General features: G+C 48.3%; 14 protein-coding genes. 3 read left to right on the forward strand and 11 right to left on the reverse strand.

Annotation, left to right across the window (positions count from 1 at the left end; all coding sequences use genetic code 11):
• Nucleotides 1-31 precede the first annotated feature (31 nt).
• From glyA to ACG1BZ_RS20240, 3 genes are all read right to left on the reverse strand, one after another.
• Nucleotides 32-1,300: a serine hydroxymethyltransferase gene (glyA, locus tag ACG1BZ_RS20230; protein ID WP_108734578.1), complete on the reverse strand. Its 1,269-nt coding sequence runs from the start codon at nt 1,298-1,300 to the stop codon at nt 32-34.
• A gap of 219 nt (nt 1,301-1,519) precedes the next feature.
• On the reverse strand, nt 1,520-2,017 hold the full coding sequence (locus ACG1BZ_RS20235; RefSeq protein ID WP_413663387.1) for a porin family protein: 498 nt from the start codon (nt 2,015-2,017) through the stop codon (nt 1,520-1,522).
• A 149-nt stretch (nt 2,018-2,166) separates the two neighbouring features.
• Complete coding sequence (locus tag ACG1BZ_RS20240) at nt 2,167-2,655, reverse strand: outer membrane beta-barrel protein (protein ID WP_413663388.1); 489 nt, start codon at nt 2,653-2,655, stop codon at nt 2,167-2,169.
• Between the two features lie 480 nt (nt 2,656-3,135).
• On the opposite strand from ACG1BZ_RS20240, the gene ACG1BZ_RS20245 reads away from it, so the two are divergent.
• Together ACG1BZ_RS20245 and ACG1BZ_RS20250 are read left to right on the forward strand one after the other, a co-directional pair.
• Entirely contained in the window at nt 3,136-3,711 is a 576-nt protein-coding gene (locus tag ACG1BZ_RS20245) for a hemerythrin domain-containing protein (RefSeq protein WP_413663389.1), read from the forward strand.
• Between the two features lie 28 nt (nt 3,712-3,739).
• Nucleotides 3,740-4,183, forward strand: coding sequence for an STAS/SEC14 domain-containing protein (locus ACG1BZ_RS20250; RefSeq protein WP_282931190.1), 444 nt, complete (start codon nt 3,740-3,742; stop codon nt 4,181-4,183).
• A gap of 68 nt (nt 4,184-4,251) precedes the next feature.
• Here ACG1BZ_RS20250 and ACG1BZ_RS20255 read toward each other — a convergent pair whose 3' ends face one another.
• The 4 genes from ACG1BZ_RS20255 to ACG1BZ_RS20270 all read right to left on the reverse strand — a co-directional run bounded on the left by ACG1BZ_RS20255 (nt 4,252) and on the right by ACG1BZ_RS20270 (nt 8,144).
• Nucleotides 4,252-4,953: a putative adhesin gene (locus ACG1BZ_RS20255; protein ID WP_413663390.1), complete on the reverse strand. Its 702-nt coding sequence runs from the start codon at nt 4,951-4,953 to the stop codon at nt 4,252-4,254.
• 369 nt (nt 4,954-5,322) lie between these two features.
• A complete protein-coding gene (locus ACG1BZ_RS20260) occupies nt 5,323-5,985 on the reverse strand; it encodes a putative adhesin (RefSeq protein ID WP_413663391.1) in 663 nt (220 codons plus the stop codon).
• Between the two features lie 400 nt (nt 5,986-6,385).
• Nucleotides 6,386-7,051 carry a fumarate/nitrate reduction transcriptional regulator Fnr gene (gene fnr / locus ACG1BZ_RS20265; RefSeq protein WP_413663392.1) on the reverse strand — a complete coding sequence of 222 codons (666 nt, stop codon included), beginning with the start codon at nt 7,049-7,051 and terminating at the stop codon, nt 6,386-6,388.
• A 226-nt stretch (nt 7,052-7,277) separates the two neighbouring features.
• Nucleotides 7,278-8,144, reverse strand: coding sequence for an SDR family oxidoreductase (locus ACG1BZ_RS20270; RefSeq protein ID WP_413663393.1), 867 nt, complete (start codon nt 8,142-8,144; stop codon nt 7,278-7,280).
• Between the two features lie 302 nt (nt 8,145-8,446).
• Here ACG1BZ_RS20270 and ACG1BZ_RS20275 point away from each other — a divergent pair, with 302 nt between their 5' ends.
• On the forward strand, nt 8,447-9,469 hold the full coding sequence (locus tag ACG1BZ_RS20275) for an adenosine deaminase (protein ID WP_413663394.1): 1,023 nt from the start codon (nt 8,447-8,449) through the stop codon (nt 9,467-9,469).
• A gap of 52 nt (nt 9,470-9,521) precedes the next feature.
• Here ACG1BZ_RS20275 and fnr (ACG1BZ_RS20280) read toward each other — a convergent pair whose 3' ends face one another.
• From fnr (ACG1BZ_RS20280) to mmsB, 4 genes are all read right to left on the reverse strand, one after another.
• Nucleotides 9,522-10,193 carry a fumarate/nitrate reduction transcriptional regulator Fnr gene (gene fnr, locus ACG1BZ_RS20280; protein WP_238152063.1) on the reverse strand — a complete coding sequence of 224 codons (672 nt, stop codon included), beginning with the start codon at nt 10,191-10,193 and terminating at the stop codon, nt 9,522-9,524.
• A gap of 127 nt (nt 10,194-10,320) precedes the next feature.
• Nucleotides 10,321-11,703, reverse strand: coding sequence for an oxygen-independent coproporphyrinogen III oxidase (gene hemN / locus ACG1BZ_RS20285; protein WP_413663395.1), 1,383 nt, complete (start codon nt 11,701-11,703; stop codon nt 10,321-10,323).
• Nucleotides 11,704-11,826: 123 nt separating this feature from the next.
• Entirely contained in the window at nt 11,827-12,525 is a 699-nt protein-coding gene (locus tag ACG1BZ_RS20290) for an OmpW/AlkL family protein (protein WP_413663396.1), read from the reverse strand.
• Nucleotides 12,526-12,923: 398 nt separating this feature from the next.
• A complete protein-coding gene (gene mmsB, locus ACG1BZ_RS20295; protein WP_413663397.1) occupies nt 12,924-13,829 on the reverse strand; it encodes a 3-hydroxyisobutyrate dehydrogenase in 906 nt (301 codons plus the stop codon).
• Between the last annotated feature and the right edge of the window lie 39 nt (nt 13,830-13,868).

Genomic DNA, 13,868 nt, shown 5'->3' on the forward strand with positions numbered 1-13,868 from the left:
CTATGAGCCGCTTTTTTGTCAGCAGTGCTGATCAACCTTTTTTATACACAGGAAACTCTGCGCAAATCCCCAGAACCTTCTGCTTCACATCGGCGATAGTGGCTTCAACATCACCTTTCTCCAGTGCATCCAGCACGTCGCAGATCCAGTGAGTGAGCTGTTGGGTTTCCTTTACACCAAAGCCGCGAGTAGTGATTGCCGGAGTGCCAACACGCAGGCCGCTGGTAATGAAAGGAGAGCGCGGATCGTTGGGTACCGCGTTCTTATTAACGGTGATGTTAGCGTTACCCAGGGCTTCATCCGCATCCTTACCGGTGTACTCTTTGCCAATCAGGTCAACCAGCATCAGGTGATCATCGGTCCCACCGGATACAATGTTGATACCGCGATCGAGGAAGGTCTCCGCCATTGCGCGGGCATTTTCCACAACCTTCTTCTGGTAGGCCTTGTATTCAGGGGTCATGGCCTCTTTGAAAGAAACCGCTTTCGCCGCGATCACATGCATCAGCGGGCCACCCTGACCACCGGGGAATACGGCGGAGTTGAGCTTCTTCTCAATTTCTTCGTTGGCGCGCGCCAGGATGATACCGCCGCGGGGGCCACGCAGGGTTTTGTGAGTAGTAGAAGTCACAACATCGGCGTGGGAGATTGGGGAGGGATACTCACCTGCGGCAACCAGGCCTGCAATGTGAGCCATATCCACAAACAGGTAAGCACCCACTTTGTCAGCGATCTCGCGGAAACGCGCCCAATCCATTACTCGGCTATAGGCAGAGAAACCAGCTACGATCATCTTCGGCTTGTGCTCAAGCGCCAGGCGTTCAACTTCCTCGTAATCCACTTCGCCAGTTTCCGGGTTCAGACCGTACTGCACTGCATTGTAGATCTTGCCGGAAAAGTTAACGCGGGCACCGTGGGTAAGGTGGCCACCGTGGGCCAGACTCATGCCCAGCACAGTGTCACCTGGGGCACAGAGCGCCTGATAAACAGCCGCATTAGCCTGTGATCCAGAGTGCGGCTGCACATTCGCGTAGTCAGCACCAAACAGCTCCTTGGCGCGCTCAATGGCCAGGGTTTCCACTTTGTCCACGTACTCACAACCGCCGTAATAACGCTTGCCTGGATAGCCCTCGGCATACTTGTTAGTCAGGCTGCTGCCCTGAGCTTCCATTACCATTGGGCTGGTGTAGTTCTCAGAGGCGATTAACTCGATATGGTCTTCCTGACGAGAGTCTTCCTCCTGGATGGCTTCCCAAATTTCCGGGTCGTAAGAAGCTAAAGTGACAGATGAATCAAACATGGTGTTCCCTCGGTAAAGCGGGCTTGAGTAGAGGCTTGTAAAACTCGATACCACAGCGCCCAGACTTATGAGTAGGACCAAAGGCTCCCAGCGTGGGATGGCCCTACTGCTCAATGCATTCTGGGCATTTTAGAAAGGCGCGCATTGTACACCAAGGGCAGCATGAATGCGCAAATGCAGAGACGTGGCGGGACCAACCCGTCCACCTTAAAAAGACGGTCAGAATTTGTACACCACAGAGCCAGACCAGTAATCCACATCTGACTCAATGATGGTGTAATCCAGTTCCAGGGTCGCCTCGTCGGTCAGTTTGAAACCAGCCCCGAGCCCGGCAGATGCACCGTTATCCGAGTACTCTTTCTCCCAATTATCTATCTCCAACTCCTCATGGAGGTAGCCGATACGACCTTTCAGATAAATATTGCCCGGGCTGCGATAGGTGGCATAAACAGCTTGTGTTGCCAAGGAGTAGTTGTAATCGTACCAGTAGTAGTCGAACTCACCATCAATGACAGAGTCGGTGACTTCTGCCTCGAATCCCCAGCCAGAACCCCAGGTATAACCGGCTCGAATCCCCCCATTTAAAGGACTCTCCCCCCTGGCATCAACATCCAAAACACCGAAGACGCCACCGATATACGCACCCTGCCCATAAGCGGTAGCGGAACACAACAGAGCGGTAAATGCAGCCATTGCCTTGAGATTAAAGCCCACCATCTTCCCCTTAAATCTCGAAGTCTGATCAAAGGGCAGGGATTATAGGGGCACAATCAACTGGCACAAGTGTTCACTTAGACAGGTCAGCATGTAATCTGGGAGCTTTTAAAAAGAGGTGTCACCTTTAGTCAAACTTAGGAAAGGGGCAATTAAAATCTCAGGCTAAACCCGCCTGACCAATAACTGACATCCTTCTCTAATACGGTGTACTCAAGCTCCAGATGATAAATTTCATTCAGGCTATAACCAATTCCAGCCCCTAAGCTGACACCCAAGTCATCACTACTTTCGCTGCCAACAGAAACGTCTTCATAGAGAAGGCCCAGGCGCCCTTTCAGGTACCAGTCCCCCCCTGTTCTGTAAGTCGCATAAGTAGCAAGAGTGCGTATGTCTACATCCACATTCCGACCATAAGCCTCAGTCTCACCACTTAATAGTGAACTGGTATATTCACCTTCCACCCCAAAACCCGAGGCCCGCACATAACCTGCTCGCAGTCCCAAATTCAGAGGATTATCGACCCCTTTGAAATCAAAATCTGTTATTCCGGCCACGCCCCCCCAGTAGGCGCCCTCGGCAATTGCGCCCGTTGAAACAACGAGTGCCAGCACACCTATACCAGCCTTAACTATTTTCATTAACACTCCCATCCTGTTGCATTAACTTTGTCGTGACACATAAATAGAGCGCTGCGGAATAATTCGATGACAACCTACGACTTCAGCACCAATAAATTTATTGAACAACGGGAAACATCGCAGCATGCTTAAATGTGCAACAACACGTCATTAGAAATTATTAAAATATGAAGGATCAGACACACCCTTATCTAGGTCCGACAGAAGAGCGTACTTGTGGAAAAAACTGAAGAAAGGGCTACTCGAAAATAGGTTTAATTTATCTTGTGGTCAAATACAACGAAGTACAGATAAGAGTTGGCCCAAGGAATTCAGCGGCATGGTCAGCCTCATACCTATTGATAACCTCAGCCCTCCCCTGAGTAGGTAGCGGTAAATTCCACCTTGAGTCCCACTAAGTCCCCCTCACTTGATCCAAATCAACTTTGGATTGGTACATATGGCAACAATAGACCCATCGACAAATCGCGGAGGTCTGGGATGAATGCCATCTACCGACAACTGTGCTGTGACCATAAACATATGCAAGAGTTGCTCAACGCCTTTGAGCAATTACTCCTGGATCTTTTTGGCTGCAGCGATCGCGATCCAAACACCTTGTCACTGATCCTTGATGCTTTGGATTATTTATCGGCGTACCCAGATAGATATCACCACCCAGTTGAGGACTTAATATTTTCTCGGCTGTTGACTAAGCCAGTACATGACAGGGAATCAATTTACGAAGCGCAAATGCAGCATGAAAATATAGCCGCAGCGACAAAACACATGTGCGATTTATTTTACGCTATTGCCAATGATGCGACCGTTGAACGGAGAGTGCTGCAAGGAGCTTGCAACACCTACCTGAAGCTGCAACGCAAGCATATGGACTTGGAAAATAAATCTATTTTCCCACAGATCGAACAGTACCTGGGGACTACCGACTGGATTTATATTCAGAAACAGGTCAGTGAATTAAGCTGCAGATATTTCGACAGGGCAACCAGAAAAATTTACGAGTCCCTGCACGAAGATCTGACACAACATCAAATGCCCGCTCAGGCATTAGCTTAGGTCACCAAAACAGCAGGAGGAAATGTTAATGCAGTTTAAACGCCACGGCATATCCATTGGCATGGAACGCATAAACGATGAGTTTTTCCTTTACATAAAGGCAATTGGTGAGTTAACCCATGAGGATTATGAGCATATAACACCACTATTAGAATATGCTCTGGAAGGGGTAAAAAAACCTCAGGTTCAATTACTGATTGATCTCCGGGATTTCGAGGGCTGGGGGATGCACGCGATCTGGGATGAGTTCAAGCTGGCCTTAAAGCACGGCAATGAATTCTCGCATGTCGCTGTACTTGGGGATGAGGAGTGGCAGCAAATAGCCACAAAAGTCGGGAGCTGGTTTGTTAGCGGTGAAGTCCGCTATTTCAAACAGCAACAAGAGGCCATGGATTGGCTACAGGAAACAAGGAAGACGGGTATTGGTCACAAGGAATCTGAAAAGGAATTAGCTTTCTCCACACACTCCTGATAAGTAGTGGATTAAGGGGGCGTTTACGCCCCCCTTTTTTTGCCCGAAAATTACTCAGTTACTTATTTCTAAGTATTCACCTTCCTCTTTTTACTGTCCCAGGAAGGCGTTCCCAATATAAGATTACCTACGCTCAACTCGTTACGGCAAAAAGAACAGTAAATGTTCTCATAGTGTAAGTTGTTCCGATGCAGAATATTGAGCACATCAGCCAGGGTTGGACTCTTTTGATTATGTCTATTTCGAATCGTCAAGAAGTCAGCTTCCATCTTTGTGGTGTACAAAGAAGCACCAACCTTTGCGTCATACAGAGACTTTTGAAAGGGATCATTTAAGTCATATTGCTGCAGTCTTGCCTGATTCCGAATAGCTTTCACATTGTGTTTATGGGCTTCATCCACAACACTCTGAATCTGGGCGTAACTCTCACCATCATTAATAAATCGGCGTGATAGGCGACCAAAAATCTGTCCGGCCGTACTGCCGTGGTACCCCTGAAATTTTTTCAGCATATAGTTACGGCATATCTTACCCTTACCAATATGCTCATGAACTTTTGCTTTCCCATCTACAACATCTTGTAGACCAGGGTCTTCCAACGTGTAACCGTGAGGTGCAAAGAAAAGCAGGTTATCGCCACCGTGACCTTTATTATAAAAAACCTGCTTGGTTGCGGCACCGTGGGCAGAAATCACCAGGGACGGCGCATCCCCAACATTGGTACCTTCCGGCGCAAAAATTTTGACCAAATCCAATTCACGAACAGGCATATGACACCTATCTAACGTCGAGTACAGAAATAAGAGGGTCACCCCTCCAAACAAAACAACCGTGCCAACAACCTACTATGACCAATCATCCACACTCAAGTTTTATTGCATGATTTTTGACATTAGTCACGAAGAGGAAAATTTTTTGGACTAAGCATTAGTCAAATAAGTGGGGTGTGAAATAAATATGACAGAAATAAGGAGGGATTGAGGAAGGCAGTGCAGACCCGGCAAACTCAAAGCTCAAAAAAGTGAGCCGTAACAAATTGGTAGATGGTGACCCATAATAACAATGCATTCACATTTTTAGCTTAACGGGCACCATCTTCTCTCTACTTAAGAATTGAATACGAAATTAAAAAACACCGATTAAGTGGTTGGATGCTGCATTTTGCAGTCCCAGGATGGGGTTCCAATAAGGATATTGCTAAAACTTACTTCGCTTCGACAAAAAGAACAGTAGATATTTTCATAGTGCAGATTATTTCTATGCAGAATGTTTAGAACATCCACTAAAGTGGGATTATCCATTTTTACTCTATTGCGAATAGTCAATAAATCCGCCGACATTACCGGCTTAACCCCTTGATCAATAAATGGTTGATGCATAGGATTATTAGGGTCCAGATTATTCACCCTCTCATTGTGCTCATGGGCATTATCCACAGCCTTTTGCACATCAGCATAGCTCTCACCTTTTATAAAAGGCCGGGTAATACGCCCTAAGATCTGGCCAGTAGTTGACCCGTGATACCCCTGATATTTACTCAGGGTATAGTTATGGCAAACCTTTCCCTTACCAATCCATTCATGATATTTCGCGTTGCCACTCAAGACACTACCAATACCTGGATCATTTAGAGAGTAACCATGGGGAGAAAAGAAAAAGAGGTTATCCCCTCCGTGCCCTTTGGGATAAAAAATTTGCTTGGTTGTTGCACCGTGAGCAGAAATTACCAGGTTGGGAGCATCTCCCACCTGCGTTCCTTCCGCTGCAAAAATCTTAACTAGATCAAATTCTCTGACAGGCATACTTCCCTTCCTCTCACTTCTTATTTTTTTGAGGCTTACTCACTAGCGCTCTGTGACAAAGGCTACTATGGCTTATTGGATATTTGCTAGAGGTGTGAAATACAAAAAATACCAGGCAAAAGAGCTACAAATATCCAGGCTATACAGCCAAACCCTCTTAAACAAAGGAGAAAAGAAAACACTTCCAAAATAGTGACACCAAATTAGAACCATCGTACCCTTTTGAGACGGCAGTATTCGCAGCTATTCTGGCTAAAATGACCCAGATACTGCCGAAATAGACAAGGAATAAAAATTAAAATTAGGAGGCTTTATGCGCCAGCGTGCTCAATAGCCACTATAAAAAAGAAGCGATAGGTTCCAGAAAATCAATTGGAAAAGTGAAAAACCTTTACCGATATCAGTCGTAGCCGCAATGGGTTCCGGCCAATTCACTCAACGCCAACAAGTCAAGGATTTCAACCATTCGACCACTAACATTCACCAGTCCATCTCGCTGAAAACGCGAAAATAAACGGCTCACCGTCTCCGCTGTTAACCCCAAGTAATTGGCGATGTCCGTTCTCGGCATAGAGAGTACAAATTCACGGGGGGAGTAACCACGACATGCATAGCGACTGGAAATATTAATCAACAATGCCGCTAAGCGAGCATCAGCAGCACGCTTTCCCAACAACATTAAGATTTCATTTTCCTGCCGCAACTCTTCGGAAAAAATGCTATAGATTTGCTGCTGCAGTGCTGGAACTTCCTGAGCTAAGGTTTCCAGTTGGTCAAATGGCAACAAGCACACACTGCTATCTTCCAGCGCCTCCGCATAACTGGGGTGAACCCGACTACTATAAGCATCGAGCCCCAACAGCTCACCAGGAAGGGCGAAATGTGTTACCTGGATATTCCCATCTGCACCAATGACTACCGTTTTGACACTTCCAGAGCGAATCGCATAGAGATTTTGGAAAGGGTCACCTGCTCGATACAAGGTTTCACCCGCTTTAATTACCTTTTTCTTGCGGGTAACCCGTTCAAGCCGGTCAATATCTGCCTGCACCAGCCCTGCAGGCAAGCACAAACGCCTGACTGAACAGTTACTACAACTTATGGCCTGCGCTGACTTGGTCATAGCTAGGCAACCAAATTCTTTTACTGACAATAATACTATTGCCGGCCATGAATCAGCTTTTTGACTCTTTCATCACCGGCTTGTCCTGGTAAACACACTCCATAATACTAAGCGACACACATGGTAGTTAGTAACTTGCCCTATGTGCTAACTTCGTAAAGTTAAAAGATTAAAACTCAGGTAAAAAGCTTTCGATTACCATTCGTTGCTGTTTTTTGCCATCCTGATCCAAGCCGCTCTTAAAATTGCAAAGTTCATTGGCCCACTTGGATGTTCTGACCCGAATAGGTGGCTCCTCAGCCTGTACCACTTGTAAAACCACGTCGGCTACTTGGTCAGATGTCTGGTATATCTCAGCTGTCTGCTCTGGGCTTCGCGACCTCATACCACCAATATACTGATTGAAGACCCCCTGGTATTCATCTTCGGGATACCCCTGGCTCCGCTCCAACTGCGAAAGCACATTATTGGCAAACTCTGAGTGGATTCCACCGGGCTCGACAGCGGTAAAATTAATATTAAAGGCAGGGGTTATATAACTTGCCAGGGCCTCTGTATAACCCTCAACAGCAAACTTTGCCGCACAATACAGCTCATTGAACGGCTGCCCAACTAGCCCACCCACTGACGAAATATTGATAACGTGTCCACTACGAGCTTCACGCATATAGGGTAAAACTGCTTTAGTGCAGCGAACTACACCGAGGTAGTTCACATCCGTCACCCAACGTATCTCTTCTTCGCTGGCGTGTTCCGTGGTCTTTACAAAACCAGCGCCAGCATTGTTGATCAATAAATCGATACGCCCAGCATCCCGGATAATGGTATCTATGCAGTTCTGAATACTGTCAGAATCTGTTACATCCAATTCCATCACTTCGAGAGCCGCCCCCTGAGAAGCCGCATTTATCAGCTGGTCGGCCTTGGAGAGATCTCTCATGGTGGCAAAGACCCTAAACCCCTGCTTGGCCATTTGCAGCGCCAGACTCTGCCCCAGCCCTGTGGAAGTCCCGGTAATCAAGGCAACCTTGCTCATTGCTCTCACCTCAGTATTAGTTAATCAATCTCAAAATGTAAACTACCCAGTGCAGTATACACACGGATAGCAGTAAGTAAACCGATCGGTGTATTTTTTGGCAATGTACCTGGCTGCTGCTAAACAATAGGGCTGGCGAGTCAGAATAAGCCGTAAAATAAGCTCCGCCAGCTTTATTCTCAGAGGGCGTAACCTGATACCATTAGCGCCCTTTTATAGCCCAGACAGTTTCTGTGAGTCGGAATGTTGGATAGCCTCCGGCGCATTCACGTTCACAGGTAGTCCCGCAACAAGGTATTTCTATGTCCATTGCCGATTTGAACTTTTTGAAAGCACTGCCAAAAGCCGAGCTTCATCTCCATATCGAGGGTTCACTGGAACCGGAGCTAATGTTCGAGTTGAGCAAGCGCAACAATATTGAAATTCCCTTTTCCAGTATTGAGGAAATTAAAGCTGCTTATAAATTTCATAATTTACAGTCGTTCCTCGATATTTATTATCAAGGCGCTTCGGTCCTGATCCATGAGCAGGATTTTTATGACCTGACCATGGCTTATCTCAAGCGCTGTCGTGAAGACAATGTTGTCCACACAGAGATCTTCTTTGACCCCCAAACCCATACAGAGAGGGGCATTGATATCGGTGTGGTTATCAAGGGCATTAACAGCGCTCTTGATGATGCAAGAAATGAGTGGGGAATAAGTAGTCACCTTATTTTGTGCTTCTTACGCCACCTGAGTGAAGAGGAAGCAATTGCCACCTTGGAAGCGGCAAAACCATACCTCAACTTAATAAAAGGTGTAGGGCTGGACTCTTCTGAGCTGGGTCATCCACCCAGCAAATTTGAAAAAGTTTTTGCTATGGCCAAAGAGCTAGGGCTTGAGAGAGTTGCCCACGCTGGTGAAGAGGGGCCTGCCGATTATATCGTAGAGGCTCTCGATCTTCTGGACGTGAGCCGTATCGACCATGGGGTTCGCTGCGTTGAGGACGAAGCACTAATTGAGCGCCTGAAAGCGGAAAATATCCCCCTGACCGTTTGCCCGCTCTCCAATACCGCACTCTGTGTGTACGACAATATGAACCAACACCCCATTTTGTCACTCCTCGAGCGCGGCCTGTGTGTCACTGTTAATGCAGATGATCCCGCTTACTTTGGCGGTTACGTTAATAAAAATTATCTGGCCCTTAGCGAAAGTCTGGGCATGACTAAAGAGCAGGCGAAAAAACTGGCCCTGAATAGTTTTAAAGCGAGCTACATTTCAGAGGCAGATAAAGAAAAGTGGGCGGAGGCAATATCAGCAATCGAAACGGTTGCTGAAGTTTAGTGGATTGGGTAGTGTCCTGACTTACCATAAAGCCAGGACACTATTTCAAAATTCAGTCTTCATCATATCCGCAGTGAGTACCCGCTAGCTCACTGAGTTCAATTAAATTAATAATCTCAACTGATCGGCCACTCACTTTAATTAATTTTTCTCGCTGAAAACGCGAGAAAAGCCGGCTGACAGTTTCCGCTGTCAAACCCAAATAATTGGCGATATCAGTGCGCGGCATCGATAAAACAAACGCACTGTGAGAGTATCCACGGCGAGCGTAACGGCTGGAAATATTAATCAGAAGAGCCGCCAAACGAGTATCGGCAGAGCGCTTGCCCAACAACATTAAAATATCGTTTTCCTGGCGCAACTCTTCAGAAAAAATGCTGTAAATCTGCTGCTGCAGGGCTGTCACCTGCTGGGCCAAAATTTCCAGTTGAGTAAAAGGCAGCAGGCAAACACTGCTGTCTTCCAATGCTTCCGCATAACTCGGATGTACCCGAGTACTGTAGGCATCCAGACCGAGCAGTTCCCCAGGTAAAGCGAAGTGGGTGACCTGAGTGTCACCATCTGCGGCAATCACCACAGTTTTAAAACTGCCTGAGCGAATTGCATAGAGATTGGCAAATGGATCGCCAGCTCGGTAAAGGGTCTCCCCCGCTTTAATTATTTTCTTTCGACGCGTGATCTGCTCTAGCCGATCAATATCAGACTGACACAAACCAGCTGGCAAGCACAAACGCCTGACTGAACAGTTGCCGCAACTAACAGCTGTAGAGGAATCCATCATACTAAACCGGTCGGTAAACTAATTTGCCGCAATTGTAACGGCTGTCGAGCCGTTAGTCTCCTGCCGGTAGCTATAGAACACGTGAATATTTCGCATCTGTTTCTTGACTGTGCAAATACATATCAAATGCAGCGGCAACATTTCTCACGAACCAGCGGCCTTCCTCGGTAACAATAATATTTTCGTTATCCTGATAAATTAGACCATCGTCAAACATAGGCTGTAAGCGCGCTAATTCCTCAGAGAAATACTCCTCAAAGGAAGCACCTATACGCTGTTCAACAAGGTTTTTATCCAGGCGCAAACGACACATTAATTCACTAATAATCCACTGGCGCAAACGATCTTCATCATCCATTAACCAGCCGCGGCAGGCTGCAGATTTCCCTTCTCCAATCGCCTGAGTATATTCTTTTAAGCGATGTAAATTTTGCCAGTAGCCATCGCGACTGTAGCTGATCGCCGATGCCCCCAGACCGACCAAAGCATCTGCCGGCATTAGGGTGTAACCCTGGAAATTGCGCTGCAGCATACCGGCATGGGCTGCCTTAGCCAGTTCATCCCCAGGACGGGCAAAGTGATCCATCCCCAAAAATTCATACCCCGCCTTACCCAGGTGCTCTACAGCCGCCAGCTGCATCGCCACTTTTTCTGCGGCAGAAGGGATTAAATCCGTATCAATCAGGCGCTGGGCCTTAAATCGGTGTGGCAGGTGTGCATAGTGATAGAGAGCGATGCGGTCCGGTTGCAGCTCCAGCACTTTATCCAAAGTGCGGTGCAGGCTGCTCAGCCCCTGCTTGGGTAGTCCGTAAATCAGGTCGTAGGAAATGGACTCAAACCCGCGCTCACGCGCCGCTACGGTCAACTCCGTGACTTGGTCGGCACTGCAGATACGATTGATTGAACGCTGAACTTCGATATCGAAATCCTGCACCCCCAGGCTCAAGCGGTTAAAACCCAGTTCACGCAGGGTATCCAGGGTCTCCAACTCAAGGGTACGTGGATCGGCCTCAATACTGTATTCAACTCCGTCGCCTGGGCGCAAATCAAAAACTTCAGCGAGTCCGTCCATTAAACGACGCATATCGCCGTCACTTAAGAAAGTCGGCGTGCCACCGCCCAAATGCAATTGAGTAACGGGGACATCAGCCACTTTATCCCGATACCATTGAGCCTCCTGCAATAAGTGATCCAGGTAGCTGGAAGCCAGGCCATACTGGTTAGTAATTACTTTATTACAGGCACAGAAGTAACAGAGAGAACGGCAAAAAGGAATGTGAACATAAAGGGACAAGCTGCGAATATCCTGCAGCGCTGCCCAGGGCTCAATTCCATTTAATGTGTGAAAACGATCGGCGGTAGGATACGAGGTGTAGCGCGGGCAGGGTCCGCTATAACGGGATAAGAGTTCTTCAGACAACCCTCCCACGGGGCTTTTAATCTCTTGCTTCATATTCATTCACACCTCGTTCGGTAGTTTGCTTGGAAATCCGACACAAACAAAAAAGCAGCCACCGGGTCTTCGACCAGAAAACCACAGTGACTGCTCTACCCCAGACCTATTTATTGCTACCTTTTAGAAGCGGTAGCCCAGACCAGCCATATAAACCAGCGGGTCGATATCCACTTTGGCGGTCACTTCGCCCACATTGGGCACTTTGACTGTGGCATCGGTCTCGATGTCCATCCAGAACACAGACATATTGAATAGCCAGCGCTGATCGGCACCGAAGGTAAAATCGATACCGGCTTCTGCTGCCAGGCCAAATGAATTATCCAGGGATAATTCAGCATCACCGGTGGCTCCAAGCCCTTCGAAAACAGCATCAGCGGTGCTGCTGATTTCTTCATCAAAGAAAGCGGTGTAGTTCACACCCAGGCCAACATATGGCTGAATGTTGGACTGTGGCTCCATCGGATACCATTGAACCAACAGAGTCGGCGGCAGGTGCTTGGTTTCACCCAGGTCGAAGCTGCCCAGGCCCTGGCCTTCAACTTGAATATCGTGGCTGAATGGCGTCGCGGCAACCAGTTCCACACCCCAGTGATCGCGGAACATGTAAACGCCAGTCAGGCCCAGTGCAGAACCGTTATCCACATCGACGCCAGTCTGGTCAATGCCGGTCCCATTCAGGGAAAGAACGCTGGAATTGGTATCAGGTGCTACAGTGGCCATGCCACCGCGCAGAATAAAACTGCCTTCTTCATAAGCCAGTGCGGGTGCAGAAAGTACGGCGGTCAGAGCGACTGTCGCACAAGCAGTTAAACGGTTCATTAACTTCTCCATAAAGCGATTAGGCATTTTTCCCGACTCAGGAAGGGCCCCCCTCCAGGCACAATCACAAGTCGCGGATAGGTTACTCGCTGACTGCCTGAGACTGCTTGATCCAAATCAAGCTGCCGAATTACCTGGAAAAAAATCCATTGGAGCAATGCAGCAGCAGGATAATTGCGATGCTTAAGGGAGACCCGTTTCCGGGAAGGGGCGGGGAAGATAGCGGCTCAGAAAGTCCGAGGGAACCGAGCACTCTATGGTATTTGATACGATCTTGCCAAATTGAGAACTACCGCAAATTTTTTCTTTAGACGACAGGGCTGAGGGCAAACAAAACAGGCCTAAACTGCACCACTGCCGACATTGCCAGACTGTGGTGCAAGGCCTTTAAGCAGGCGCTAAGTAAGGCTACCCGCCGGACGCCGGAACATGTTCTGAATACTGGAGAAATCCAGTTGCTGGTTTTCCTCACTGGCGCCATGCAGTTGGAAAAGATTTTTCGCCAGGGCTCCCATCGGGGTAGAAGATGCACTGGTTGAGGCAGCATCCATAGCCAGTCCCAGGTCCTTGAGCATCAATGCCACACTGAAACCGCCGGCATAACCCTTTGCCGAAGGCACGCTCTCCATAGTGCCCGGGTAGGGATTGTAGTTAGCCAGGGACCAATTATTACCCGAACTTTCCCGCATAATATCGCTCAGTACCTTGGCATCCAGCCCCTTATCCACCCCCAGCTGTAAAGCTTCTGCGGTACCGGTCATATGGATCGCAAGCAACAGATTGTTGCAAATCTTTGCCACCTGCCCGGCACCGGCAGCACCGGCGAGAAATATCTTGCTGCCCATCACCTGCAGCGGGGCCCGCGCAGCATCGAATGCCGCTTCATCCCCGCCGCACATAAAGCAAAGCGTCCCCGCCTGTGCCGCAGTTGTACCTCCGGATACCGGGGCATCTATCGCTCTCAACCCACGCTCCCCGGCAGCCTGGTTGACCAGGCAGGCATCCTCTGCGGAGATAGTCGAACAGTCGATAATCAGGGTATCGGCCGGGAGTTGCTGCAACAACCCAGCCTCTCCCAGGTAGAGCCCTTTCACTGCGTCGCCACTGGGCAGCATGGAAATTACGATATCCGCGCCCTCAACAGCCTGCTCGGCACTGTCACAGGGCAGGCAGCCCTCTCGCTGTGCCTGTTCCAGAGCAACAGGGCTCAAATCAAATGCCGCGACGGTATAGCCGGCCTTCGCCAAGTTGGCAGCCATGGGGCCACCCATATTACCCAAACCAAAAAAGGCTATCTTTTCCATAAAAGCCACTCCCTATTTTGTTGTTGGTATCCCTGGCAA

The sequence above is a fragment of the Microbulbifer sp. CNSA002 genome (assembly GCF_047324085.1).
Classification (GTDB): domain Bacteria; phylum Pseudomonadota; class Gammaproteobacteria; order Pseudomonadales; family Cellvibrionaceae; genus Microbulbifer.

Coding starts and splice junctions, on each gene's coding strand:
- glyA (WP_108734578.1), bottom strand. CDS start 1,300: ATGTTTGATTCATCTGTCACTTTAGCTTCTTACGACCCGGAAATTTGG.
- ACG1BZ_RS20235 (WP_413663387.1), bottom strand. CDS start 2,017: ATGGTGGGCTTTAATCTCAAGGCAATGGCTGCATTTACCGCTCTGTTG.
- ACG1BZ_RS20240 (WP_413663388.1), bottom strand. CDS start 2,655: ATGAAAATAGTTAAGGCTGGTATAGGTGTGCTGGCACTCGTTGTTTCA.
- ACG1BZ_RS20245 (WP_413663389.1), top strand. CDS start 3,136: ATGAATGCCATCTACCGACAACTGTGCTGTGACCATAAACATATGCAA.
- ACG1BZ_RS20250 (WP_282931190.1), top strand. CDS start 3,740: ATGCAGTTTAAACGCCACGGCATATCCATTGGCATGGAACGCATAAAC.
- ACG1BZ_RS20255 (WP_413663390.1), bottom strand. CDS start 4,953: ATGCCTGTTCGTGAATTGGATTTGGTCAAAATTTTTGCGCCGGAAGGT.
- ACG1BZ_RS20260 (WP_413663391.1), bottom strand. CDS start 5,985: ATGCCTGTCAGAGAATTTGATCTAGTTAAGATTTTTGCAGCGGAAGGA.
- ACG1BZ_RS20270 (WP_413663393.1), bottom strand. CDS start 8,144: ATGAGCAAGGTTGCCTTGATTACCGGGACTTCCACAGGGCTGGGGCAG.
- ACG1BZ_RS20275 (WP_413663394.1), top strand. CDS start 8,447: ATGTCCATTGCCGATTTGAACTTTTTGAAAGCACTGCCAAAAGCCGAG.
- hemN (WP_413663395.1), bottom strand. CDS start 11,703: ATGAAGCAAGAGATTAAAAGCCCCGTGGGAGGGTTGTCTGAAGAACTC.
- ACG1BZ_RS20290 (WP_413663396.1), bottom strand. CDS start 12,525: ATGAACCGTTTAACTGCTTGTGCGACAGTCGCTCTGACCGCCGTACTT.
- mmsB (WP_413663397.1), bottom strand. CDS start 13,829: ATGGAAAAGATAGCCTTTTTTGGTTTGGGTAATATGGGTGGCCCCATG.